17 protein-coding genes are annotated in these 20,525 nt (G+C 73.1%); 4 read left to right on the top strand and 13 right to left on the bottom strand.

Annotated elements, in window-relative coordinates; genetic code table 11:
- Nucleotides 1-177: 177 nt before the first annotated feature.
- The 9 genes from ACZ6C1_RS03115 to rimP all read right to left on the bottom strand — a co-directional run bounded on the left by ACZ6C1_RS03115 (nt 178) and on the right by rimP (nt 11,796).
- The gene (locus ACZ6C1_RS03115; RefSeq protein ID WP_469237068.1) at nt 178-1,122 is read right to left on the bottom strand and encodes a bifunctional riboflavin kinase/FAD synthetase; all 945 of its coding nucleotides are present in this window, start codon (nt 1,120-1,122) and stop codon (nt 178-180) included.
- A gap of 42 nt (nt 1,123-1,164) precedes the next feature.
- A complete protein-coding gene (locus ACZ6C1_RS03110; protein ID WP_469237066.1) occupies nt 1,165-4,629 on the bottom strand; it encodes a trypsin-like peptidase domain-containing protein in 3,465 nt (1,154 codons plus the stop codon).
- A 216-nt stretch (nt 4,630-4,845) separates the two neighbouring features.
- Nucleotides 4,846-5,745 (bottom strand): tRNA pseudouridine(55) synthase TruB, encoded by a 900-nt coding sequence (gene truB, locus ACZ6C1_RS03105; protein ID WP_469237064.1) that lies wholly within the window; start codon nt 5,743-5,745, stop codon nt 4,846-4,848.
- Nucleotides 5,742-6,188, bottom strand: coding sequence for a 30S ribosome-binding factor RbfA (rbfA, locus tag ACZ6C1_RS03100; RefSeq protein WP_366131801.1), 447 nt, complete (start codon nt 6,186-6,188; stop codon nt 5,742-5,744). Before rbfA ends, truB begins: the two co-directional genes overlap by 4 nt.
- Nucleotides 6,189-6,239: 51 nt before the next feature.
- On the bottom strand, nt 6,240-6,533 hold the full coding sequence (locus ACZ6C1_RS03095; protein WP_351820755.1) for a DUF503 domain-containing protein: 294 nt from the start codon (nt 6,531-6,533) through the stop codon (nt 6,240-6,242).
- Nucleotides 6,534-6,672: 139 nt separating this feature from the next.
- Entirely contained in the window at nt 6,673-9,735 is a 3,063-nt protein-coding gene (infB, locus tag ACZ6C1_RS03090) for a translation initiation factor IF-2 (RefSeq protein ID WP_469237062.1), read from the bottom strand.
- A gap of 148 nt (nt 9,736-9,883) precedes the next feature.
- Nucleotides 9,884-10,162, bottom strand: a complete 279-nt coding sequence (locus ACZ6C1_RS03085; RefSeq protein ID WP_469237060.1) for a YlxR family protein — start codon at nt 10,160-10,162, stop codon at nt 9,884-9,886.
- Between the two features lie 129 nt (nt 10,163-10,291).
- The gene (gene nusA / locus ACZ6C1_RS03080) at nt 10,292-11,296 is read right to left on the bottom strand and encodes a transcription termination factor NusA (protein WP_469237058.1); all 1,005 of its coding nucleotides are present in this window, start codon (nt 11,294-11,296) and stop codon (nt 10,292-10,294) included.
- 2 nt (nt 11,297-11,298) lie between these two features.
- A complete protein-coding gene (gene rimP, locus ACZ6C1_RS03075) occupies nt 11,299-11,796 on the bottom strand; it encodes a ribosome maturation factor RimP (protein WP_469237056.1) in 498 nt (165 codons plus the stop codon).
- Between the two features lie 162 nt (nt 11,797-11,958).
- Here rimP and ACZ6C1_RS03070 point away from each other — a divergent pair, with 162 nt between their 5' ends.
- From ACZ6C1_RS03070 to ACZ6C1_RS03055, 4 genes are all read left to right on the top strand, one after another.
- On the top strand, nt 11,959-12,615 hold the full coding sequence (locus ACZ6C1_RS03070) for a hypothetical protein (RefSeq protein WP_469237055.1): 657 nt from the start codon (nt 11,959-11,961) through the stop codon (nt 12,613-12,615).
- A complete protein-coding gene (locus ACZ6C1_RS03065; RefSeq protein ID WP_469237053.1) occupies nt 12,612-13,034 on the top strand; it encodes a DUF4439 domain-containing protein in 423 nt (140 codons plus the stop codon). Before ACZ6C1_RS03070 ends, ACZ6C1_RS03065 begins: the two co-directional genes overlap by 4 nt.
- Nucleotides 13,035-13,081: 47 nt before the next feature.
- Entirely contained in the window at nt 13,082-13,975 is an 894-nt protein-coding gene (locus tag ACZ6C1_RS03060; protein ID WP_469237051.1) for an aminoglycoside phosphotransferase family protein, read from the top strand.
- A 76-nt stretch (nt 13,976-14,051) separates the two neighbouring features.
- Nucleotides 14,052-14,996 (top strand): slipin family protein, encoded by a 945-nt coding sequence (locus ACZ6C1_RS03055; protein ID WP_469237049.1) that lies wholly within the window; start codon nt 14,052-14,054, stop codon nt 14,994-14,996.
- 421 nt (nt 14,997-15,417) lie between these two features.
- On the opposite strand, the gene ACZ6C1_RS03050 is transcribed toward ACZ6C1_RS03055, so the two are convergent.
- The 4 genes from ACZ6C1_RS03050 to ispG all read right to left on the bottom strand — a co-directional run bounded on the left by ACZ6C1_RS03050 (nt 15,418) and on the right by ispG (nt 20,437).
- A complete protein-coding gene (locus ACZ6C1_RS03050; RefSeq protein WP_469237048.1) occupies nt 15,418-17,112 on the bottom strand; it encodes a proline--tRNA ligase in 1,695 nt (564 codons plus the stop codon).
- 68 nt (nt 17,113-17,180) lie between these two features.
- Complete coding sequence (locus ACZ6C1_RS03045) at nt 17,181-17,720, bottom strand: GNAT family N-acetyltransferase (protein WP_469237047.1); 540 nt, start codon at nt 17,718-17,720, stop codon at nt 17,181-17,183.
- A gap of 22 nt (nt 17,721-17,742) precedes the next feature.
- On the bottom strand, nt 17,743-18,588 hold the full coding sequence (locus ACZ6C1_RS03040; protein WP_469237045.1) for a GNAT family N-acetyltransferase: 846 nt from the start codon (nt 18,586-18,588) through the stop codon (nt 17,743-17,745).
- A 694-nt stretch (nt 18,589-19,282) separates the two neighbouring features.
- Nucleotides 19,283-20,437: a flavodoxin-dependent (E)-4-hydroxy-3-methylbut-2-enyl-diphosphate synthase gene (ispG, locus tag ACZ6C1_RS03035; protein WP_469237043.1), complete on the bottom strand. Its 1,155-nt coding sequence runs from the start codon at nt 20,435-20,437 to the stop codon at nt 19,283-19,285.
- Between the last annotated feature and the right edge of the window lie 88 nt (nt 20,438-20,525).

Raw genomic sequence — 20,525 nt, 5'->3', positions numbered from 1 at the left:
GGGCGCACCGTGAACAGGCACCGTCCCCGTCGTGCAGGGGGACCCCCACCGCCCAGCGGGACGACTGCCCACAACGGAAGGCGACGCCCACCACGGAGAAGCGACGCGCCCGGCCAGGCGGGCCCCCCAGCGGGGAGGGCCGCACCCCGGCGGGGCGACGCCGCCCGGAGGGCGGGCCTACCGGCCGGAGGTGAGGGCGCGGCAGCGCTTGACGTCGTCCGCGATCGCTTCGAGCAGCGCCTCGATGGACACGAACTTCTCCTGGCCCCGTACGTACGCCAGGAAGTCGACCGCCACGTGCAGGCCGTACAGGTCGAGGCCGACGCGGTCGATCGCGTACGCCTCGACCGTCCGCTCCGTGCCGTCGAACTGCGGGTTCGTGCCGACCGAGATCGCGGCGGGCATCCGCTCGCCCGCCGCCGTGAGCCAGCCGGCGTAGACGCCGTCGGCCGGGATGGCCGTGTGCGGCAGGGTCTCGACGTTGGCCGTGGGGTAGCCCAGCTCGCGGCCGCGCTGCGCGCCGCGGACGACCACGCCCTCGACACGGTGCGGGCGGCCCAGGATCTCGGCGGCACCCGCGACGTCACCCTCGGCGACCAGGCGCCGCGTGAGGGTGGAGGAGAACGGCTCGCCGCCGCCCGCCTCGCCACGGACGTACAGGTCGACGACCTCGACCTCGTAGTCGTACGTGCCGCCCATTTCCCGCAGGAAGTCCACGTTCCCCGCCGCCTTGTGGCCGAAGCGGAAGTTCGGGCCCTCGATGACGGCGCGCGCGTGCAGCTTGTCGACGAGCACCTTCACGATGAAGTCGGCGGGCGAGAGCTGCGAGAACTCGGCCGTGAACGGCAGCACCAGCACCGCGTCGACGCCGAGCTCGGCCATCAGTTCGGCGCGCCGGTGGTGAGGGGCGAGCAGCGGCGGGTGGCTGCCGGGCCGGACGACCTCGGAGGGGTGCGGGTCGAAGGTGACGACGACCGCGGGGACGCCCAGCTCCCGGGCGCGCGCGACCGCCCGGCCGATGATCAGCTGGTGTCCGCGGTGCACCCCGTCGTAGGAGCCGATGGTGACGACGCTGCGCCCCCAGTCCTGGGGGATGTCCTCCAAGCCACGCCAGCGCTGCACAGTGACCGCTCCTCGCCCGAACCCGTGTACGTCATTGACCTCTTACGCAGGTCTAAGACTGCCATGCCCACGGCTTGCGGCCCGCATCGGCATCGGATGGACCATGCCGGCCGGGGCGCCGCCCAGGTCCTCGACGGTCCGGCGGGCGCTCGGCCCCACCACGAAGGCCCAGTCCGCCGGTGCCTGCCGCAGCCAGTCGGCGACCAGGACGGCGAACCCCGGCACCTGCCGGGCGAGCTCGACAAGCCGCCGGTCGAAGCAGGTCGCGCCCTCGGGCGTACGGACGAGGAGCAGGCCGGTGCGGTGGACGAGCTCGCGGGTGCGCGCCTCGGGGCGCCGGGCGGCCCCGAGCGCGGCGGCCCGCAGCAGCGCGTCGAGCACGGCGAGGTCGCGGCCGTCGTGGCTCTCGTACCGCTCGTACTCCAGGAGCACGTCGAGGAGCTCCTCGCGCAGCGGGCGGGACGCGGGCGTGCCGGGCGCGGCGAGGACGGGGGCCAGCGCGCCCCGCACTTCCACGGGGGAGCCTCGGAGCAGCCCGCTGACGAGCGGGAAGAGCACGGCGCGGGCGGACGGTCCCTGCTCCAGACGGCGGTCGACGTACGCGGCGGCGTGGACGGCGCCCTCGGGGTGGTGGTGGACGTACGCGCGGACCAGTTCGGCGGCGCGGCGGGCGAGGGCGGGCGTGCGGATCCCCGCGAGCCCTTCCAGTACGGCGTCGGCGTGCGGCCCGCCGTCCAGGAGCCGGGCGCGGAAGGCGGCCAGGACCGGCTCGGGGTGGGTGGTCACGGCGGCTGCGAGCGCGCCGGCGGGCAGGCCGGGGGCGCTGGCCCGGAAGGCGGTCAGCGCCCGGCTGAGGTACGGGCCCCGGCTGTGGGGGTCGCGTACGAGGATGCCGAGCGCGGGCCCGTGCAGGGCCTGGTCCTCGGGGCGGGCGAGGAGGGCCCGTGCGGCGTACCGGAGGGATTCGCGGTCGGTGGCGGCGGTGGTGGTGTGGGTGGCGAGCAGGTACGCGTACGTGGCGGCGGCCACGCGCCTGCCGGGCCGGATGTCGTCGTGGGCCCAGCGGTCGACGGCCCGGCACAGCGCGGACGGCTCGTCCTCGGCGAGGGCGGCGAGCAGCTCGTCGGCGCGTGGGTGGGCGCAGGTGACGAGCGCCTCGCACAGGTCGTCGACGGCCAGGTCGCGGTGGGCGTACAGCAGGGCCTGGGCGGCGCCTGCCACGGTGGGCCGCACCTGGGCGCCGGGTTCGGCGGGCAGCGGCCGTTCGTCGGTGAACCACCGGCACAGCAGGGGCTGCACGCCCCGGGGATCGACGGCCAGCCGTACGGCGACGGCGTCCAGGTACCGCGGAACGTCACGTGTCCCGGGTGCCGCGTCGGCGGGCACCAGGCGCCGCAGCAGGTCGACGCGGTCGTCCTCGCCGATCCGGAGCCGTTCCCAGAACCAGGGCCCGAACTCCTCGAAGGCCCCGTCGGCGCCCGACGCGGCGATGCGCTCGGCGAGCAGCCGCAGCACGCCCAGGTAGGGGCGCAGGTCCCGCACGCCGAGCAGCGTCTCGCCCAGCAGCCGGGCGCCCCACCAGGCGGCGTCCGGGTCGGCGGGGTGCTCCAGGGCGTCGACCAGGCCTTCCAGCCGCCCGGCCAGGGCGGCCGGTCCGTGGGCGCGGTCCAGGAGCAGCAGGGCCTGGATCACCGGGCCGATCCGGTGGCGGGGTACGGGCAGGTCCGCCGGGGCGTCGCCGTGGACCAGCGCGTCGAGCGCGGCGTCCAGGTCCAGGTGCCCGCCCTGGATCCAGTCGCCGACCTCTTCGTGGGCGAACCGGTAGCCGGTGCCGGCGGGGACGAGCAGGCCCTCGGTCAGGACGGCGCCCGCCCAGCCGGTGGTCCAGGGGAACAGCTCCTCGAACGTCTCCCGGTCCAGTTGCCCCTGCCCGGGGCCGAGGCAGCGCCGCGCCGCCTCGTGCACACGCCCCGCCACCCGCGCGGCGAGCCGCCGTACCGCGCCGCCGCGCAGCGGGGGGCGGGACCCGGCGGCGATCCGGACGGCGACGCGCAGGCACATCAGGTCCAGGTGGGCGGCGAAGACCTCCTGCCGGCGGGGCCGCCCGGACACGTCCCCGGGCAGGGCCTCCCGCACTTCCGCGAGGAGCCGGAGCGCCAGGGGGTGCCGGGCGTCGTCCGGGGCGAGGGCGTCACCGGGCAGTCCGTACCGTTCGCGTGCCCGTTTGGCCTCCCGCCCGGACAGGTCGCCGATCGGCAGCGCGTCCGGCAGCCGCCAGGCGGGCCTGCCGGGCCGGTACAGCGTCCCGGCGGGGTACCGCGCGCCCGCCTGTTCCCAGTGTTCGGGCCGGCAGGCGACGACGAGCCGGGTGTGGTGGTCCCGGAGCCAGCCGACCGTCGCCGAGGTCCATCCGGCGAGCCGGTGGGCGAGGACGGGCGGCATCTCCTCCGGGGAGTCGAGGAGGACGAGCAGGGGGCGCCCCCAGTCCCGGGCGAGCCGGGCGACCCGCGCGGGTGTGGCGGTGCTCATGTCACCCGGTGCGCCGGAGCAGGCCACGATCCGGCCGGCTTGCCGCAGTGCCCGTGCGATCGCGTCGGCCAGGGACGTGTCGTCCGCGTGCAGGTCGGCGCCGCGCAGCCAGAGGGTGGGGGCGGGTGCGTCGCCGTGCGCGCGGCGGTCGGTGAGGGCGCGCAGTTCGGTGGTCCGCCCGCTGCCGGGGTCACCGACGAGGGCGAACACCACGGCGTCCGACTCCGTGAACGCCGCCAGTTCGGCCGCGACGGAGCGCCGCTCCACCGGGTCGGGCCAGGTGCCCGGTCCGCCGGCGGTTCCGCCGGTCGTGGCGGTGAGGTGGAGGGCGCCGGCGAGGTTGAGGTCGTCGCCGTACGCGGGGACGGTGGCGGCGTTGCGCCGCAGCAGCGCGGCGAGCGGCCCGTCGGGCGCCGAGGCGGCGACCCGCGCGAGCGGCACGGCGAGCCCGGCCGCCCGGTGCCCGGCGTGCAGCGCCGTTCCCAGCACGCCCAGCACCGTGCCCGTCGCGGCGTCCAGTACGGGCCCTCCGGCGGCCTCGCCGCCCAGCCGCAGTGCCTCGCGGCCCTCGGTACCGATGGCGAGTTCCAGCGCGTCACCGAGGAGGTGGAACCGGTCGGCCGTCGTGTAGGTCACCCGGGCGGTGCCGAGCACCCGTGCCTCGCGCCAGCCGCGTGCGGCGATCCGTACGTACGTCCCCGGTTCGACGCGTCCGCGGACCGCGACCGGCAGCGGGTCCACCCCGAGGCCCTCCGTCCGGACGAGTGCCAGGTCGGCCTCGGGCAGCGGGACGATGGCGTCGGCCTCGGCCACGCAGGTCGGGCCGCCGGGCGCGTGCACCCCCACCCGTACGAGTCCGTCCACCGCTTCGTGGCTGGTCACGACCGTGCCCTCGTCGTCGGCGACGAAGCCGACCCCGCGGGCCCGGCCCGCCGGATCGCAGATCCGCACCAGCGTCGCCCGTTCCCCGCGTTCCATGGTTCGACGGTAGGGCGGTGTTGATCACCGGGAGAAGGACACGATCCGAAAGCGCCCCCTTGTGCCCCCGCCGTTCACTCCGAGCGCCTGGCCAACCGGGTGAATTGCGCCTGCTGGGCGGATAGACCCTGTGCGAGGGGGATCGTGGAGCGGGCCGCGGGCGCCGGGGCACCCGCCGCCCGCTCCACGGTGGGACCGTCTCGGGGCGGGGCGGTGTCAGCCGAAGACGGCCAGGCTCTTCGCCTTGCCGTTCTTCTCCTCCACCAGCGCCAGGAAGCGGCCGTCCGGTCCGAAGACCGCCACGGGTGCCGTGTCGTAGGCCGGCATGTCCAGGCGTACGCCGTTCAGCAGGAGCTTCGCCCGCCGCTCGTCCACCTCCCAGCGGGGGAACGCGGCGGCCGCGGCCTCGGCGATCGGCATGACCGTGAGCTCTTCCTGGAGCTGGTCCAGGGTGCGGGCCGAGTCCAGCTTGTACGGGCCGACGCGGGTGCGCCGCAGGGCGGTGAGGTGCCCGCCGACGCCGAGCCCGGCGCCCAGGTCGCGGGCGAGGGCGCGGATGTACGTACCGGAGGAGCAGACGACCGAGACGACGAGGTCGACGACCGGGGTCCCGTCCTCCGCGACCGCGTCGCGCATGTCGTACACCTGGAACGACGAGACCGTCACCGGGCGGGCCGGGATGTCGAACTCCTCGCCGCCCCGGACGCGCGCGTACGACCGCTTGCCGTCGATCTTGATGGCGCTGACCTTGGACGGCACCTGCATGATGGCGCCGGTCAGTTTGGCCACCTCCGCGTCGACGGCTTCACGGGTGACCCGGGAGGCGTCGGTGGACGAGGTGACCTCGCCCTCCGCGTCGTCGGTGACGGTGTTCTGCCCGAGCCGGACGGTGCCGAGGTACTCCTTCTCGGTCAGCGCGAGGTGACCGAGGAGCTTGGTGGCCTTCTCGACACCGAGGACCAGCACGCCGGTGGCCATCGGGTCGAGCGTCCCCGCGTGTCCGACGCGGCGGGTCCTGGCGATCCCGCGCATCTTGGCGACGACGTCGTGCGAAGTGAAGCCCGACGGCTTGTCGACGACGACAAGCCCGTCGGGCGTCCTGGTGTGCTGTGTCATTCCGAGGCTTCGCCCTCGTCCTCGTCCTCGGGCTTGCGGTACGGGTCGGCCTCGCCGGCGTACGTCTTGCCGGTCGACACCTCGCGCACCTCGGCGTCCTTGGCCCGCGCCTTGTGGAGGAGGTCCTCGATGGTGCGGGCGTTGTCCGGCAGGGCGTCGGGGACGAAGGTCAGGGTCGGGGTGAAGCGGACCCCGGTCTGCTTGCCCACCTCGGAGCGCAGGATGCCCTTGGCGGACTCCAGCGCCGCCGCGGACGCCGCCCGCTCCTCCTCGTCGCCGTAGACCGTGTAGAAGACCGTCGCCTCCCGCAGGTCACCGGTGACCCGGGCGTCCGTGATGGTCACGAAGCCCAGTCGCGGATCCTTGATACGCCGGTCCAGGGTCTCCGCGACCACGACCTGGATGCGATCGGCCAGCTTGCGGGCCCGCGCGTTGTCGGCCACCGGTCCTTCTCCTCTTTCGTCCTACGTTCGTCGTGCCGCAGTGCGGCACGTTCAGTCTTCATCGGTGTGCATGCGCCGTCGTACCGACAGCAGCTCCACCTCGGGCCGGCCCGCGACCATGCGCTCGCACCGGTCCAGCACGTCCGTCAGGTGCCCGACGTCCCCCGACACCATCGCGAGGCCGATCTGGGCCCGGCGATGGAGGTTCTGGGAGTCGGTCTCCGCCACACTCACCGCGAACTTGCGTTGCAGCTCCGCGATGATCGGGCGGACGACGGAGCGCTTCTCCTTCAACGACCGTACGTCGCCGAGGAGCAGGTCGAAGGACAGAGTCCCCACATACATGTGTGCCCGGATGTCCCGCCGGTTCGGGTTCAGTGCCCCGCCAACCACTTGGCAGGGACACCAAGAACCGTACACGGAACGGCCGGGGCCGATCGACGGAAATACTTCCGCCGACCGGCCCCGGCTGCCGTGGCTTCGATCAGCCGCGCGGCTTCTCGCGCATCTCGTACGTCGCGATGACGTCGTCGACCTTGATGTCGTTGAAGTTTCCGAGGTTGATACCACCCTCGAAGCCCTCGCGGATCTCGGTGACGTCGTCCTTGAAGCGACGCAGACCCTCGATGTTGAGGTTCTCCGCGATGACCTTGCCGTCGCGGATGAGGCGCGCCTTGGTGTTGCGTCGCACCTCGCCGGAGCGGATGAGAACACCCGCGATGTTGCCCAGCTTGGACGAGCGGAAGACCTCGCGGATCTCCGCCGTACCGAGCTCGACCTCTTCGTACTCCGGCTTGAGCATGCCCTTGAGGGCCGCCTCGATCTCCTCGATGGCCTGGTAGATCACCGAGTAGTACCGGACGTCGACGCCCTCGCGCTCCGCCATCTGCGCGGCACGGCCGGCCGCGCGGACGTTGAAGCCGATGACGATGGCGTCGGAGCCCATCGCCAGGTCGATGTCCGACTCCGTGACCGCACCGACACCGCGGTGCAGGACCCGGATGTCGACCTCTTCGCCGACGTCGAGCTGGAGCAGGGACGACTCGAGCGCCTCGACGGAACCGGAAGCGTCACCCTTGATGATGAGGTTGAGCTGCTGGATCTCGCCGGCCTTGAGCACCTTGTCCAGGTCCTCGAGGGAGACACGGCGCACACGCTTGGCGAACGCGGCGTTGCGCTCACGGGCGGCACGCTTCTCGGCGATCTGACGGGCCGTACGGTCCTCGTCGACCACCAGGAAGTTGTCGCCGGCGCCCGGGACGTTGGTGAGACCGAGGACGAGGACCGGGGTCGAGGGACCCGCCTCTTCCACGTTCTCGCCCTTGTCGTCGAGCATGGCGCGGACGCGGCCGTAGGCGTCGCCCGCGACCATCGTGTCGCCGACCCGCAGCGTGCCTCGCTGGACCAGGACGGTCGCGACGGCGCCGCGGCCCTTGTCCAGGTGGGCCTCGATGGCAATACCCTGCGCGTCCTGCTCCGGGTTGGCCCGGAGGTCGAGCGACGCGTCGGCCGTGAGGATGACGGCCTCCAGCAGGGAGTCGATGTGCAGACCCTGCTTGGCGGAGATGTCGACGAACATGGTGTCGCCGCCGTACTCCTCGGCCACCAGGCCGTACTCGGTCAGCTGACCGCGCACCTTGACCGGGTCGGCGCCCTCGACGTCGATCTTGTTGACCGCGACCACGATCGGCACGTCGGCCGCCTTGGCGTGGTTCAGCGCCTCGATCGTCTGGGGCATCACACCGTCATTGGCCGCGACCACGAGGATCGCGATGTCGGTGGACTTCGCACCACGGGCACGCATGGCGGTGAACGCCTCGTGACCCGGGGTGTCGATGAAGGTGATCTTGCGGTCCTCGCCGTTGACCTCGGTGGCGACCTGGTACGCACCGATGTGCTGCGTAATACCGCCGGCCTCGCCCGCGACGACGTTCGTCTTGCGGATCGCGTCCAGCAGTCGGGTCTTACCGTGGTCGACGTGACCCATGACGGTCACGACCGGCGGACGCGGCGTGAGGTACTCCTCGCCGCCCTCGTCCTCGCCCCACTCGAGGTCGAAGGACTCGAGCAGCTCGCGGTCCTCCTCCTCGGGGCTGACGATCTGAACCTGGTAGTTCATCTCGTCACCGAGCAGCTGCAGCGTCTCGTCGGAGACGGACTGCGTGGCGGTGACCATCTCGCCGAGGTTCATCATGACCGCGACGAGCGACGCCGGGTTGGCGTTGATCTTCTCCGCGAAGTCGGTGAGGGACGCACCGCGCGACAGGCGAACGGTCTCGCCGTTGCCGCGAGGCAGCATCACGCCGCCGACCGACGGGGCCTGCATGGCCTCGTACTCCTGGCGCCTCTGCCGCTTCGACTTGCGGCCACGACGCGCCGGACCGCCGGGACGACCGAAGGCGCCCTGCGTGCCACCACGGCCACCGGGGCCACCGGGACGGCCACCGAAGCCGGGACGACCGCCGAAGCCGCCGCCACCGCCACCGGGACCACCGGGACGACCGCCGCCGCCACCGCCACCGGGACGGCCGGCGAAACCGCCGCCACCGCCGCCGGGACCGGCCGGACGGCCGGCGAAGCCGGGACGACCGCCGCCGCCGGCACCGCCGGGACGACCGCCACCACCGGGACCGCGGCCACCACCGGGGCCACCGCCGGGGCGGGGACCGGCAGCCGGACGCTGCGGCATCATGCCCGGGTTCGGGCGGTTACCAGCGGGACCGCCACCCGGGCGCGGGGCCTGGGGACGCGGCATGCCGCCGGGAGTGGGACGCGGTCCACCGGGACCGGCCTGCGGACGGGGACCGCCCTGACCGGCGCCCTGCGGACGCGGACCGCCCGGGGCACCGGCGCCACCGGGACGCGGGGCACCGCCCGGACGGGGCGCCTGCGGGCGCGCCATGCCGGTGGAGCCACCAGAGGTGAACGGGTTGTTGCCCGGACGCGGACCCGCGGGACGCGGGGCACCCGGACGGGGGGCCTGACGCTCGCCACCGGGGCGCGGGGCGCCACCGGGACGGCCACCGCGCTCGCCGCCCTGACCGCGCTCGCCCTGGGGGCGGCCGGCGGGACGGGGACCGGGGGTGGCACCGGGCCGGGGACCGGCGGCCGGGGCCGACGGGGGCGCGGTGAACTCCGGGTTCGCCGGAGCCGGCGAGGCGGGCGCCGGCTTGGGCGCCGCCGCGGGCTTCGGACCCGGGGTGGGACGCGGGCCGGGGGCCGGCGCCGCGGGCTTCTCGGCCGCCGCGGGCTTCGGCGCGGGGGCGCCGGGCTTCGGGGCGGCGGGACGTGCCGCCTGCGCCGGGGAGGGCGCGGGGGCGGCGGGCTTCGCGGGCGCGGCCTTGCGGGGCGCGCCGGGCTTGGCTGCGGACTTGCCGGCGTTGCCGCCGGGCCCCTGCAGCGCGTCAGTCAGTTTGCGTACAACCGGCGCTTCGATGGTGGAAGACGCCGAACGGACGAATTCACCGAGTTCCTGGAGCTTGGCCATGACGACCTTGCTCTCTACACCGAACTCCTTGGCGAGTTCGTATACCCGGACCTTAGCCACTTCGCTCCTTTTAGGTCCGGGTTACCGCCGGACCGTCGCTACTTCATGGGCGTACTCATCGCGTACTCATCGAGTGCTCATCGCAATCTCGACCTACTTCCAACTCGCGAGGTACCTGACCGCACGGTGTTCCGTGCCGTACTTCTTCTTACGGTGCCGACTGCTCGACGTACCGGCGGACGTCCGCGACGTCGAGCGGCCCCTGGACCCTGAGGGCCCTCGGGAACGCCCGGCGGCGGACCGCCAGGTCGAGACAGACCGAGGCGGGATGCACGTAAGCACCCCGGCCGGGCAGCGTACCGCGTGGATCGGGGACGCACTCGCCCTTGATCAACACGATGCGCAGCAGATCACGCTTGGCCGCTCGCTCCCGGCATCCCAGACAGGTTCGCTCAGGGCATGCGCGGGCATGCGTCCGGCCAGACACGGTTAAGTCTACCTCCCCGCACCGACCTCACCCCTTTGGGGCAAAAATCGAACGGTTGTTGTCGTGATCTCGCCATCGCACAACGTGACGATGGCGGGTTCTATTCCCCGGGCAGCCGGGGAACGCGCGTCAGCCCTGGTCGTCGGCGGGCTGCTGCTGCTCGGTGTCCGGGCGGATGTCGATCCGCCAGCCGGTCAGCCGCGCGGCGAGGCGGGCGTTCTGCCCCTCCTTGCCGATCGCCAGCGAAAGCTGGTAGTCCGGCACGGTCACCCGGGCGGACCGGGCGGCGAGGTCGACGACCTCCACCTTGGACACACGGGCCGGGGACAGCGCGTTGGCCACCATCTCGGCCGGGTCGTCCGACCAGTCGACGATGTCGATCTTCTCGCCGTGCAGCTCGGCCATGACATTGCGCACCCGGCTGCCCATCGGGCCGATGCAGGCGCCCTTGGCGTTCAGGCCCGAACGGGTGGACCGGACCGCGATCTTGGTGCGGTGGCCGGCCTCACGGGCGATCGCCGCGATCTCGACCGAACCGTCCGCGATCTCCGGGACCTCCAGCGCGAACAGCTTCTTCACCAGATTGGGATGCGTCCGCGACAGGGTGACCGACGGACCGCGCACGCCCTTGGCGACGCGGACGACGTAGGTGCGCAGCCGCAGGCCGTGCGTGTACTCCTCGCCGGGCACCTGCTCCTGCACCGGAAGGATCGCTTCCAGCTTGTCGTCCAGCTTCACCAGGACGTTCTTGGGGTCCTTGCCCTGCTGCACCATGCCGGCGACGATGTCGCCCTCGCGGCGGGCGTACTCGCCGAACGTGACGTCGTTCTCGGCGTCCCGCAGCCGCTGCTGGATGACCTGGCGGGCGGTGCTCGCCGCGATGCGGCCGAAGTCCGACGGCGTGTCGTCGAACTCCTTGGGCTCCTGCCCCTCCTCCAGGTCGGCCGGGTCCTCCTTCGCCCACACCGTCACATGACCGGTCTGCCGGTCCAGCACGACACGGGCGTGACGGCGGGCTCCCTCGGTGCGGTGGTAGGCGATGAGGAGGGCCGACTCGATCGCCTCGACCAGCAGGTCGAAGGGAATCTCCTTCTCCTGTGCCAAGCCCCTCAGGAGCTTCACGTCGATGTCCACGGCTACGCCTCCTCTTCCTTCTTGTCCTTGCGGTTGAACTCGATCTCCACGCGCGCCTTCGCGATGTCCGCGAACGCGACCCGGCGGGCGGTGGGCTTGCGCCCCTTCACACCCGGCACCTCGAGATCGAGGCCCTCGTCGTCCACGGAGAGGATGCGGGCCACCAGCTCACCGTCCTCGTGGAGCTGCAGCTTCACCAGGCGGCCGGTGGCGCGTACATAGTGGCGGTGCTCGGTCAGCGGGCGGTCGGCGCCCGGCGAGCTCACTTCGAGGACGTACTCCTCGTCGCCCATCGCGTCCGTCTCGTCGAGCTTGTCGGAGATGGCGCGGCTCAGCTCGGCACAGGCGTCGAGTTCCACGCCCTCGTCCGAGTCGACGATGATCCTCAGCATCCGCCGCCGGCCCGCCCGGGACACCTCGATCTCCTCGAGGTCCAGGTCCTTGGCGCTGACCAGCGGTTCCAGCAGCCCGCGCAGCCTTTCGCTCTGGGTGGTGCTCATCCGGGTGACTCCTCGGCCGCGTGTGCTGTTGTGGGATCGTCGCGTGTCAGACCAAAGGGTATCCGGTCGCGGGGGGTGTTGCCGTCCACCTCGCAACGAGCCGCAGGTACGCTCGCGTGCGATGATCTTCGGTTGCGGACGGCCTGGCTGAGGGAGTGACGCGTGGGGCGCACGGGAACGACACGCAGACGCGCGCTCATCACGACGGGCGCGGTGGCCGCGGCCGGTGTGCTCGGCGCGTGCACCCCGGACGGTCCGGGCGCCGCGCCGTCCGCGTCGGCGGCGGAACGCGCGGCTCGTGCGGAGGCGGCGCTGCGGCGCCGGTCGGCCGCGACGAGCGCGGCGATGCTGGCCCGGTACGACGAGGTCCTCGCCGCGCACCCCTCGCTGGCCGCCCGGCTGACCCCGCTGCGCGCGGCGACGGCGGCGCACGTCGCGGCGCTGGGCCCGGTGGGCGCCTCCCCCGCCCCGCCGGCCCCCACCGCCCCGGCCACTCCCGGCGCGCCCGTCCCTCCGGACGCCCCGGCCCGGGCGGGAGCGCCGGCCGGTACGACGCGGCCGACTCCGGGCACTCCGGCCGGACCGCCCCCGGCGGGAGCCCCGGTCGCCCCCGGCACGCCGGGCGTGCCCGAGAGCGGCGTGCCCGCCGACCCGGGCGTCGCCGTGGCGGAGCTCGCGGTCGCGGCGCGGCAGGCCGCCGACACGCACGCCGCGACCCTGATCAACGCTCCCGCCGAGTACGCGCGGCTCCTGGCGTCCGTCGCGGCCGCGGCAGCCGCGCACGCGTACCTGCTCACCAGCGAAGGGACCCGGTCATGAGCGAGGCCGCCCTGGAAGCCGCGCAGGCGGCGCTCGCCGCCGAACACGCCGCGGTGTACGGGTACGGGGTCGTCGGCGGCCGGGTCGGCGACGGGCGGGCGGCGGAGGCGGCGGCCGCGTACGACGCGCACCGCGCCCGGCGGGACGCGCTGACCCGCGCGGTGCGCGACCTGGGCGGCAAACCCGCCGCGTCCGCCGCCGCCTACGCCCTGCCCTTCCCGGTGCCGGACGCGGCCGCCGCCGTGCGGCTGGCCGCCGAGCTGGAGGACCGGGTGGCGGGCGTCTACTCCGACCTCGTACGGGCCGCCGAAGGGCCGCTGCGGCGGGAGGCGGCGAGCGCGCTGCGGGAGGCCGCGGTGCGGGCCGTGCGCTGGCGGGGCAGCGGCGTAGCCTTTCCTGGGCTCGCCGAGCGACTGTGAGCCCGGGCTACTCTGAGCCCCGGCTTACGAGAGGGAACAACGCACGCATGGGTTTCGAACCGCCGCAGCGACTGGTGCGGGCTCTCGGCGAGACGTACGGGGACGCTGCCGCCGGCGACTGGCTCGCCCGGCTTCCGGAGCTCGCCCGGCAGGCGGTGGACCTGCGGAACCTCGACGTCGAACGGGTGATCGCGCCCGGCGGCCGCAGCAGCCTCGTCCTCCTCGTACGGCTGTCGGACGGCACCCCGGCGGCCCTGAAGGTGGCGCCGCCGTTCGCCGCGCCGGACCTGGAGCGGGCGGCGCTCGCGCACTGGAACGGCTGGGGCGCGGTGCGGCTGCTGGACACCGACGGCCCGGACCTGCTCCTGGAGCGGCTGCACACCGAGGTCGGCCTGCGCTCGCTGCCGGAGGCCAAGGCGCTGCTGGAGGCCGCGGGCACCGTGCGGCGCCTGTGGGTGGCCCCGCCGGAGGGGCACGGTTTCGAGTCGGTCGCCGAGCGCACCGGGCGGCAGGCGGAGGCCATGCGGGCCGTGAAGGACGCCGGGACGGCCGACCTGGTGTCGGCGGCGCTCGGCGCCCGGGACGAACTGGTCGCCGACGCCCCTGAGGAGCTGCTCCTGCACGGCAACTTCCGGCAGGGCAAGGTGCTCGCCGGAGAGCGGGCGCCCTGGCTGGCGGTCGGCCCGGACCCGCTCGTGGGCGAACGCGCGTACGACCTGGCGCGGCTGGTCCGCGACCGGGTCGAGGACCTCGTCGCGGCGGCGTCGGGGCCGACGTCCGGGCGCCGCCGGGTGAACAAGCTGGCCGACTCCCTCGACGTCGACCGGGAGCGACTGCGCGGCTGGACGCTGTTCCGGGCCGTGGAGTCCGGCACACGGGCCCTGGCGGCCGGGCGGCGGCAGGACGGGGAGCTGCTGCTGGAGTTCGCAAGCTGGCTCTAGAACTCCCCGAATGGCCCCACAGGTGCGATATTGGGCATACGCACCCGTAACACCCGGCTAGGACGGGAGGGCTGTCATGGTCGAGGAACTGCTGGCAGCGGCAGCGGCGGTGGGCTTGACCGCCGCGGTGTACGTGGCGGCCGCCGCCAAGATCGTCAAGCAGTACGAGAAGGGCGTGGTCCTGCGCTTCGGCCGGCTCCGCAGCGGCGTCCGCGGACCGGGCTTCACCATGGTGGTCCCGTTCATCGAACGCATGCACAAGGTGAACATGCAGATCGTGACCATGCCCGTGCCCGCCCAGGACGGCATCACCCGCGACAACGTCACGGTACGGGTCGACGCGGTGATCTACTTCAAGGTGGTCGACGCGGCCGCGGCGATCATCCGCGTCGAGGACTACCGGTTCGCCGTCTCTCAGATCGCACAGACCTCCCTGCGTTCGATCATCGGCAAGAGCGACCTGGACGACCTGCTCTCCAACCGGGAGAAGCTCAACCAGGGGCTGGAACTGATGATCGACAACCCGGCCGTCGAGTGGGGCGTGACCATCGACCGGGTCGAGATCAAGGACGTCTCACTGCCGGAGACGATGAAGCGCTCGATGGCCCGCCAGGCCGAGGCCGACCGCGAGCGGCGCGCCCGCGTCATCAACGCGGACGCGGAACTCCAGGCGTCGAAGAAGCTGGCCGAGGCCGCGGGAGTCATGTCGGACACGCCCTCCGCGCTCCAGCTTCGGCTGCTCCAGACGATCGTGGCCGTCGCGGCCGAGAAGAACTCGACCCTGGTGCTGCCGTTCCCCGTGGAGCTGCTGCGCTTCCTGGAGCGGGCCGCACAGAACCCGCCCCCCTCGGCCGACCGGCCGGCGGCGGCCCCCCAGCCGACGGCCCTGCACGTCCACGACCCGCACCTGCACGACCCGCTCGACGCCTTCCGCGCCTCTCATCCGGCGCCCGACCCGCCCCTCACCGAACGGGCGCCCCACACCCGCGACGACGACGCCGGCACGGCGGGCTGTATCTGACGTCCCCGGGCGGACCCGTGCCCCTCCCACCCACGATCCGCAGACGGCATCCGGCCGGGGTGGGGCCGTGCAGGGTCGCCCCCGCAGAGGTTGGCGGCGACGGGCGGGCTCCCTTTCCGGTGGCCAAGGCCGCCGGCCTCGAGGAGGCGAGCCCGGAGGGGCCACGCCCTCCACCCACCGGCGGTGCCCGCCGGAACGGCACCGCGAACGTGGGCACCGGAAACAGGCACCGCCCCAGGGGTCACCGCCGAAAGGGCACCGCCCCGTCCCGTTGTGCCCACCCGTCCCGCCCAGCGGGACGACTGCCCACAACGGGAGGCACCGGGCCACAACGGGGAGGGCACCGCCCCAGCGGGACGACTGCCCACAACGGGAGGCACCGGGGGCAGGCCCGACGACCTGGGGCGGAGCCCCGGGGGCGTCAGGCGCTGAGGCGGGCGATCGCCTCGTCGACCGTCAGCTCCTCGCGCTCACCCGTGCGGCGGTCCTTCAGCTCGACGACTCCCTCGCCCGAGCGGCGGCCCGCGACCAGGATCTTCGGTACGCCGATGAGCTCCGCGTCCGTGAACTTCACGCCCGGCGACACCCCGGCCCGGTCGTCGACCAGGACACGCAGGCCGGCCGCCTTCAGCTTCTCCGAGACGTCGAGCGCCAGCTCGGTCTGGAGCGCCTTGCCGGCCGCGACGACATGGACGTCGGCCGGGGCGATCTCGCGGGGCCAGCACAGGCCCTGCTCGTCGGCGTGCTGCTCGGCCAGAGCCGCGACCGCGCGGGAGACGCCGATGCCGTACGAGCCCATGGTGACGCGGACGGGCTTGCCGTTCTGGCCCAGGACGTCGAGCTGGAAGGCGTCGGCGTACTTGCGGCCGAGCTGGAAGATGTGGCCGATCTCGATGGCCCGGTCGATCTTGAGGTCGGAGCCGCAGTTGGGGCAGGGGTCGCCCTCCTCCACCACGACGACGTCCAGGTACTGGTCGACCTCGAAGTCACGGCCGGCGACGACGTTCTTCGCGTGCTTGCCGGGCTTGTTGGCGCCGGTGATCCACGCCGTGCCGGGCGAGACGCGCGGGTCGGCGATGTACCGGACCTTGTCCAGGCCCTGCGGGCCGACGTAACCGCGTACCAGGTCGTCGCGGCCCTCGAAGTCCTCCGCGGCGACCAGCTCGACGGTGGCCGGGGCCAGGTGGTCCTCCAGCTTGCCGAGGTCCACCTCGCGGTCACCGGGCACGCCGACGGCCACGATCTCGCCGTCGACCTTGACCAGCAGGTTCTTCAGCGTGTGGGAGGCCGGGACGTCCAGGTGCGCGGCGAGCGTCTCGATGGTCGGCGTGTCGGGGGTGTCCAGCTCCTCGACCGGGCCGTGCGCGGTGGGGTCCTCCGGCTGCTGCTTGAACGTGACGGCCTCGGTGTTGGCGGCGTAGTCGCAGTTCGGGCAGTAGACGAAGGTGTCCTCGCCCGCGGCGGCCGGGGCCAGGAACTCCTCCGACGCGGAACCGCCCATGGCGCCCGAGATCGCCGAGACGATCTTGTGCTTGAGGCCGAGCCGGTCGAAGATCTTGATGTACGCCTCGCGGTGCAGCGCGTACGACTCGGCGAGGCCCTCGTCCGTGGTGTCGAAGGAGTACGAGTCCTTCATCTGGAACTCACGGCCGCGCAGGATGCCGGAACGGGGACGCGCCTCGTCGCGGTACTTCGTCTGGATCTGGTACAGGATCACCGGCAGGTCCTTGTAGGACGTGCACTGGTCCTTGACCAGCTGGGTGAAGATCTCCTCGTGGGTGGGGCCGAGGAGGTAGTCACCGCCCTTGCGGTCCTTGAGGCGGAACAGCTCGGCGCCGTACTCCTCCCAGCGGCCCGTCGCCTCGTACGGCTCCTTGGGCAGCAGCGCCGGCAGCAGGACCTCCTGCGCGCCGATCGCGTCCATCTCCTCGCGCACCACGCGGGAGACGTTCTCCAGGACCTTCATGCCCAGCGGCAGCCAGGACCAGATGCCCGCGGCGTTGCGGCGGACGTAACCGGCGCGGACGAGCAGCTTGTGGCTGAGCGTCTCGGCGTCCGCCGGGTCGTCGCGCAGTGTCTTGACCATCAACCGGGACATGCGCTGGACCTGGGCCATGAGGAACTCTCCTGCGGTGAAAAGTGTGATGGCTAGGAGGTTAGCTCCGGGGCGGCTGCCGAAGGAAATCAGTTCCGCCGCAACAGCGGCAGCGGCGCGCCCATCACCGCGTAGGGCTTCGCGGCGCTCGGGAAGTGGACCCTGCGGGCCAGGTCGCGGTAGCCCAGGGCGCGGTAGAGCAGCCGGGCGGGATTCTCGACGTCGATGGCGGACAGGATGGAGCGCGGCTGCTCCGCGGCGTCCGTGATGGTGGTGATCAGCTCACGGCCGATGCCCCGGCCCTGGAAGTCGGGGTGCACATGGAGCTCTGTGATCACGAAGGAGTCGTCGAGCCAGGCGTCGTTGCCCTCCCGCACGAGGTAGGGCTGGACGACCGTGGACCACCAGTGCGTACGGTCGTTGGGCATTCCGTACACGAACCCGACGAGCCGCCCGGCGGCCGTCGTCGCGCCATAGGCGCACGCGCCCGGGTTCCGCAGGTGGCGCAGCACGATGTGGTGACGTACCGCGACCTCGTCCTCGGTCAGCCCGAAGGCGAGGGCCTGTACGGCGAGGGCGTCGTCCACGCGTGCGGCGAGGTCGACCGGTCGGACCACGACGTCATCCATGCGACCGAACCTTACAAGCGGATCAGAAGAGGACGCTCATGAAGGCCCCGACCTCCTGGAAACCGACGCGGCGGTACGCGGCCCTCGCCGGGAGGTTGTAGTCGTTGACGTACAGCGACACCACCGGCGCCACATCGGCGAGGGCGTAGCGCAGTACGGCGGCCATGCCCGTCTCGGACAGGCCGCGGCCACGGTACTCGGGGTCGACCCAGACGCCCTGGATCTGGCAGGCCTGCGGCGTCGCCGCGCCGATCTCGGCCTTGAAGACGACCTTGCCGTCGTCGATGCGGGCGAAGGAGCGGCCCGTGCCGACCAGTTCGGCGACGCGGGCCTGGTAGAGCAGGCCGCCGTCGCCGGCCATGGGCGAGACGCCGACCTCCTCGGTGAACATGGCCACGCACGCCGGCATGATCACGTCCATCTCGTCCTTGCGGATGCGGCGGACGAGCGGGTCCGGCTCGACGTCCGGGGACGGCCGGTCGGTGACCATCAGCGGCTGGTGGGCGCGGACGTCCCGGGCGGGGCCCCAGCTCGGTTCGAGGAGCCGCCACAGCTGGGCGGTGGGCTCGGCGGGGCCGACGATCGACGAGCAGCGGCGGCCCGCCCGGCGGGCGCGGTCGGCGAAGGCGCGGACGGCTTCGGGTGTGGCGCAGATGGGGACGAGGTTGGCGCCGGAGTAACAGAGCGAGCGGAGCCGCCCGTCCGCGTACCAGCCCCACATCTCGCCGCCGAGGCGCCAGGGGTCGAGCCCCGCGACCTGGACACGGGAGGTGACGAACGCGTTGGCGACGGGCTCGCTCTCCAGAACGGCGAGCGCGGCGCCGAGGTCGCTGGGCTCGAGGACCCGGGTGGTGGTCTGCGTCAACACGAGGGGGCCTCACCATGCGTTCCATACGGGTCCTGGCACTGTACCTGGCGGCACGGGCGAAGCGGCAGGACACCGATGAGGGCCCCCGTTGTGGGCAGTCGTCGCGCAGGACGGGACGGGTGGGCACAACGGCGCGGGGCGGTGCCGTTTACCGTGCCCAGGGAGGGGACGGACCCCCGTTGTGGGCAGTCGTCCCGCAGGACGGGACGGGTGGGCACAACGGCGCGGGGCGGTGCCGTCTACGTGCCCGGAGGGGACGGACCTTCGTTGTGGGCAGTCGTCCCGCAGAGCGGGACGGGTGGGCACAACGGCCGCGGGGCGGTGCCGTCTACCGTGCCAGGGGGGGGACGGACCGCCGTTGTGGGCAGTCGTCCCGCAGGGCGGGACGGGTGGGCACAACGGCGCGGGGCGGTGCCCTTTACGGTGCCCCCGGGTACGGTCCGGCCGGGGGCGCGGTGGTGGGGGCGGCGGGGCCCCTCCGGGCTCGCCTCCTCGGGGCCGGCGGCCTTGGGTACGGGCAAGGGAGCCCGTCCGTAGCCGCCAACCCCTGCGGGGGCGACCCTGCACGGCCCCGCCTCGGGCCGGATCCGGAGTGCGGGACGGGGGGAGGCGGGCACGGCCCCCGCCTCGGGCCGGAGCCGGAGTGCGGGACGGGGGGAGGCGGGCACGGCCCCCGCCTCGGGCCGGAGCCCGGTCAGCTGACGGAGACCTCGGGTTCGCCCGACATGACGCCGTCCTTCTCCATCTGCTCGGCGATCTTCATCGCCTCTTCGATGAGCGTCTCCACGATCTTGGACTCGGGAACGGTCTTGATGACCTCGCCCTTGACGAAGATCTGGCCCTTGCCGTTGCCGGACGCCACACCCAGGTCGGCCTCGCGGGCCTCGCCCGGGCCGTTGACGACACAGCCCATGACCGCCACCCGCAGCGGGACCTCCAAGCCGTCGAGACCGGCGCTGACCTGGTCGGCCAGCTTGTAGACATCCACCTGGGCCCGCCCGCAGGACGGGCAGGAAACGATCTCCAGGCGGCGCTGGCGGAGGTTGAGCGACTCCAGGATCTGGATACCGACCTTGACCTCCTCCGCCGGCGGCGCGGAGAGGGAGACCCGGATGGTGTCGCCGATGCCCTCGGAGAGCAGCGCGCCGAAAGCCACGGCCGACTTGATGGTGCCCTGGAAGGCCGGGCCCGCCTCCGTGACGCCCAGGTGCAGCGGATAGTCGCACTGGGCGGCGAGCTGGCGGTAGGCGTTGACCATCACCACCGGGTCGTTGTGCTTGACCGAGATCTTGATGTCGCGGAAGCCGTGCTCCTCGAAGAGGGACGCCTCCCAGAGGGCCGACTCGACCAGCGCCTCGGGGGTGGCCTTGCCGTACTTCTCCAGCAGCCGCCGGTCGAGGGAGCCCGCGTTCACGCCGATGCGGATCGGCGTACCCGCGTCGCCCGCGGCCTTGGCGATCTCCTTGACCTTGTCGTCGAACTGCTTGATGTTGCCCGGGTTCACCCGGACCGCCGCGCAGCCCGCGTCGATGGCGGCGAAGACGTACTTCGGCTGGAAGTGGATGTCCGCGATCACCGGGATCTGCGACTTCCGCGCGATCGTCGCCAGCGCGTCGGCGTCGTCCTGCGTGGGACAGGCGACCCGCACGATCTGGCAGCCGGACGCGGTCAGCTCGGCGATCTGCTGGAGCGTGGCACCGATGTCGGAGGTGCGCGTCGTCGTCATCGACTGCACCGACACGGGCGCGTCGCCGCCCACGGCCACCGAGCCGACCTGGATCTTGCGGCTGACGCGGCGGTCGGCCAGCTTGGTCGGAACGGACGGGATACCGAGAGAAATCGCGGTCATCTGCTGTGCAACCCCAAGGAGTGGATCGAGGTCCCGAGATCGGCGGGCTCCAGCTTCGAGATTACAGCCCCCCAATGACGGGGCCGGA

It is taken from the genome of Streptomyces sp. NPDC041796, assembly GCF_055590785.1.
This window is presented reverse-complemented; position numbering and strand designations above follow the sequence as displayed.

Bases quoted from the DNA above. Each gene is read 5' to 3' on its own strand.
- ACZ6C1_RS03110 (WP_469237066.1), bottom strand. From the start codon at position 4,629: ATGGAACGCGGGGAACGGGCGACGCTGGTGCGGATCTGCGATCCGGCG.
- truB (WP_469237064.1), bottom strand. From the start codon at position 5,745: ATGACACAGCACACCAGGACGCCCGACGGGCTTGTCGTCGTCGACAAG.
- ACZ6C1_RS03095 (WP_351820755.1), bottom strand. From the start codon at position 6,533: ATGTATGTGGGGACTCTGTCCTTCGACCTGCTCCTCGGCGACGTACGG.
- rimP (WP_469237056.1), bottom strand. From the start codon at position 11,796: ATGAGCACCACCCAGAGCGAAAGGCTGCGCGGGCTGCTGGAACCGCTG.
- ACZ6C1_RS03065 (WP_469237053.1), top strand. From the start codon at position 12,612: ATGAGCGAGGCCGCCCTGGAAGCCGCGCAGGCGGCGCTCGCCGCCGAA.
- ACZ6C1_RS03060 (WP_469237051.1), top strand. From the start codon at position 13,082: ATGGGTTTCGAACCGCCGCAGCGACTGGTGCGGGCTCTCGGCGAGACG.
- ACZ6C1_RS03055 (WP_469237049.1), top strand. From the start codon at position 14,052: ATGGTCGAGGAACTGCTGGCAGCGGCAGCGGCGGTGGGCTTGACCGCC.
- ACZ6C1_RS03050 (WP_469237048.1), bottom strand. From the start codon at position 17,112: ATGGCCCAGGTCCAGCGCATGTCCCGGTTGATGGTCAAGACACTGCGC.
- ACZ6C1_RS03045 (WP_469237047.1), bottom strand. From the start codon at position 17,720: ATGGATGACGTCGTGGTCCGACCGGTCGACCTCGCCGCACGCGTGGAC.
- ispG (WP_469237043.1), bottom strand. From the start codon at position 20,437: ATGACCGCGATTTCTCTCGGTATCCCGTCCGTTCCGACCAAGCTGGCC.